Annotated in this window: 3 protein-coding genes; 2 read left to right on the top strand and 1 reads right to left on the bottom strand. The window is 72.9% G+C overall.

Annotation, left to right across the window (positions count from 1 at the left end):
- Positions 1-46: 46 nt before the first annotated feature.
- Complete coding sequence (locus tag ACFWBW_RS08135) at positions 47-1,042, bottom strand: TAXI family TRAP transporter solute-binding subunit (protein ID WP_385369522.1); 996 nt, start codon at positions 1,040-1,042, stop codon at positions 47-49.
- A 102-nt stretch (positions 1,043-1,144) separates the two neighbouring features.
- On the opposite strand from ACFWBW_RS08135, the gene miaB reads away from it, so the two are divergent.
- Complete coding sequence (gene miaB, locus ACFWBW_RS08130; RefSeq protein ID WP_385369520.1) at positions 1,145-2,656, top strand: tRNA (N6-isopentenyl adenosine(37)-C2)-methylthiotransferase MiaB; 1,512 nt, start codon at positions 1,145-1,147, stop codon at positions 2,654-2,656.
- Between the two features lie 118 nt (positions 2,657-2,774).
- Positions 2,775-3,482: a hypothetical protein gene (locus ACFWBW_RS08125; protein ID WP_385369518.1), complete on the top strand. Its 708-nt coding sequence runs from the start codon at positions 2,775-2,777 to the stop codon at positions 3,480-3,482.
- The last annotated feature ends 103 nt before the right edge of the window (positions 3,483-3,585 follow it).

Here is a 3,585-nt window from a genome sequence, read left to right as displayed (position 1 = left end):
TGGTCGGTGGGTTGCCGGTACCGTGCTCTCCGCCCGCCTCCCACCACTAGGGCTTGACCGAGCGGTAGTAGCGGGCCGCGCCGTCGTGCAGTTGCAGGGGATCGGTGTAGATCGCCGTCCGCAGGTCCACGAGCTGGGCCGCGTGCACCTGGCGCGCGATCTTGTCCCGGCTGTCGATCACCGTGCGGGTGAACTGCTCCGTGAGCTCGGCGCCCGCGTCCTCCCGGGTCACCAGCAGGTTCGGCACCGCCACGGTGGACACCGACGAGGTGTTGCGGGCCCGCGGGTAGGCGTCCTGGGGCATCACCGCCGCCCGGTAGTACCGCGCGGGGCTGCCGCTGGCCTGGAGCGCCTCCACCAGGTCGCCGAGCTGCACGAGCCGGATCTCGAACCGCTCCGAGAGCTCCTTGACGGCAGTCGTGGGAAGTCCGCCCGACCAGAAGAAGGCGTCGATCCGGCCGGCCTCCAGCTCCGCCGGAACCTTGTCGATGCCGATGGCCACCGGGGTGACGTCGCGCGTCGGGTTCAGCCCCGCCGCCGTGAGCATCCGCTCCGAGATGAGCCGGACCCCCGAGCCCTCCTGGCCGACGGCGACCCGCTTGCCCCGCAGGTCCCGGGTGGACTGGACGGGCGAACCGGCGGGCACCACGAGCTGGACGTAGTCGTCGTAGAGCCGGGCCAGGGCGCGCAGCCGCTCAGCCCCGGGCTTCCGGTCGACCTGGTACTTGGCTACCGCGTCGGCCGTCGACACCGTGAAATCGGCCTCGCCCGCGGCCACCCGCTGCAGGTTCTGCTGCGAGCCCTCGCTGGGCTTCAGGCTGACCCGCAACTCGGGCATGTCCTCGGCGAGGGCCTTTTCCAGCAGCAGGCCGTACCGGTGGTAGACCCCGTTCTGGACGCCGGTGCTGAGGGTGATCCCGCCGGTGACCTCCGGCCGGCCGAAGGGCCGCAGCCACCAGACGAGGGCGCAGAGCACGGCCAGTACGGCCACCAGGGCCCGCAGGGCACGGCGCCTGCTGATCCGGGGCGGTACGAGAGGCATGGCCGCGATCCTGCCACCGACCCGCCGTCCTGTCACGGCCCGCCCGGCCCGCCCGGCCTACGCCCGGCCCGGGCCGCCACGCCCGACCCGTACCCTTGCTGGGTGAGTACCGAGAGCGGCGAGGCGACTGTTGTGAAAACGTACGAGGTCCGGACGTACGGCTGTCAGATGAACGTGCACGACTCCGAGCGGCTGTCGGGCCTGCTGGAGGACGCCGGGTACGTCCGCGCGCCCCAGGGCTCCGACGGCGACGCCGACGTCGTCGTGTTCAACACCTGCGCCGTCCGCGAGAACGCCGACAACAAGCTCTACGGCAACCTCGGACGGCTCGCGCCGATGAAGACCAAGCGCCCCGGCATGCAGATCGCCGTCGGCGGCTGCCTCGCGCAGAAGGACCGCGACACGATCGTGGACCGCGCCCCCTGGGTCGACGTGGTCTTCGGCACGCACAACATCGGCAAGCTGCCCGTCCTCCTGGAGCGCGCGCGCATCCGGGAAGAGGCGCAGATCGAGATCGCCGAGTCGCTGGAGGCCTTCCCCTCCACGCTCCCGACCCGGCGCGAGTCCGCGTACGCCGCCTGGGTCTCGATCTCCGTCGGCTGCAACAACACCTGCACCTTCTGCATCGTCCCGGCACTGCGCGGCAAGGAGGAGGACCGCCGTCCCGGCGACATCCTCGCCGAGGTCGAGGCACTCGTCGCCGAGGGCGTCTCCGAGATCACCCTGCTCGGCCAGAACGTCAACGCCTACGGCTCCGACCTGGGCGACCGCGAGGCCTTCTCCAAGCTGCTGCGCGCCTGCGGCGCCATCGAGGGCCTGGAGCGGGTCCGCTTCACCTCCCCGCACCCGCGCGACTTCACCGACGACGTGATCGCGGCGATGGCCGAGACCCCCAACGTCATGCCGCAGCTGCACATGCCCATGCAGTCCGGATCGGACACGATCCTGAAGGCGATGCGCCGCTCGTACCGCCAGGAGCGCTTCCTCGGCATCATCGAGAAGGTCCGCGCCTCCATCCCGCACGCCGCGATCTCCACCGACATCATCGTGGGCTTCCCCGGCGAGACGGAGGAGGACTTCCAGCAGACCATGCACGCGGTGCGCGAGGCGCGCTTCGCGAACGCCTTCACCTTCCAGTACTCCAAGCGCCCCGGGACCCCGGCCGCCGACATGGAGGGGCAGATCCCCAAGGAGGTCGTCCAGGAGCGGTACATGCGCCTGGTCGCCCTCCAGGAGGAGATCTCCTGGGACGAGAACAAGAAGCAGGTCGGCCGGACCCTGGAGGTCATGGTCGCGGAGGGCGAAGGCCGCAAGGACGGCGCCACGCACCGGCTGTCCGGGCGGGCCCCCGACAACCGCCTGGTGCACTTCACGAAGCCGGAGGGCGAGGTCCGTCCCGGCGACGTCGTGACCGTGGAGATCACCTACGCGGCCCCGCACCACCTCCTCGCGGAGGGCCCGACGGGGGCGGTACGCCGGACCCGTGCGGGCGATGCCTGGCAGAAGCGCAACGAGGCCCCGGCGCAGCCGAAGGGCGTCCTCCTCGGCATCCCGACCCTGGGCGTCCCCACCCCGCTCCCGGTGACCACGTCGGGCTGCGCCGCGCCCTCTTAACGCGCCGGGCACCTTCTTGACGCGGAGTCCGGCGCAGCGGTGCGAAGCCCGGGAGGCCCGCCAGGGCCGAGTGGTGCGAGGGGCGCGTCGTGAAGGCTCGGCGGCTACGCTGCGGATCATGCTCGTAGCCGCCGCCGTCTGCCCCGCCCCGCCGATGCTCCTGCCGGAGCTCGTCACGGGAGCCGCCGCCGAACTCGGCGATGCCCGCACCGCGTGTTCCGACGCGCTGTCCGTGCTCGCCGCCTCCCGGCCCGACCTGCTCGTCGTGGTCGGAGCCTGCGACCAGGACCACCACGGGGTCTACCCCCAGGGTGCCCGCGGCACCTTCCGAGGGTTCGGCGCCGGGGCCGACGTACGGCTGGGCGAGGGCGAGGAGGGCCCGCGCCTGCTGCCCACGCCGCTCGCCGTCGGGGCCTGGCTGCTCGGCCGGGCCGGCTGGGGCGCCGCGCCCCTGGAGGGGTTCGGGGTCGCCGGGCCGCTGGACACCGAGCGGTGTCTGGAGACCGGCCGGGAGCTCGCCGCACGCGAGGACCGGGTCGCCCTGCTCGTCATGGGTGACGGCAGCGCCTGCCGCTCCCTCAAGGCCCCCGGCTACCTGGACGAGCGCGCCGCCGCCTTCGACGCCGAAGCCGCCCGCGCGCTCGGCGCCGCCGACCTGCCCGCACTCGCCGCCCTCGACCCGGGGCTCGCCGCCGAGCTCCAGGCCGCCGGCCGGGCCCCCTGGCAGGTGCTCGCGGGCGCCGCCGAGGGCGCCGGGCTCGAAGGGCGGCTGCTGTACGAGGACGCCCCGTACGGGGTCGGGTACTTCGTCGCGGCCTGGTCGTAGCAGAGGCAGGACCATACGGAGAAGGGGTGCGGAACCCAAAGGTGCAGCGCACCCTCCGGGAGTCCAGGACCGCGTTCGGAAAGGGGGTAGGGGGTTTGGTATC

This window comes from Streptomyces sp. NPDC059957 (assembly GCF_042730015.1).
GTDB lineage: Bacteria > Actinomycetota > Actinomycetes > Streptomycetales > Streptomycetaceae > Streptomyces.
Note: the sequence above shows the minus strand (reverse complement) of the source record. Positions and strands in the feature narration are given on the sequence as shown.

Coding starts and splice junctions, on each gene's coding strand:
- ACFWBW_RS08125 (WP_385369518.1), top strand. CDS start 2,775: ATGCTCGTAGCCGCCGCCGTCTGCCCCGCCCCGCCGATGCTCCTGCCG.
- ACFWBW_RS08135 (WP_385369522.1), bottom strand. CDS start 1,042: ATGCCTCTCGTACCGCCCCGGATCAGCAGGCGCCGTGCCCTGCGGGCC.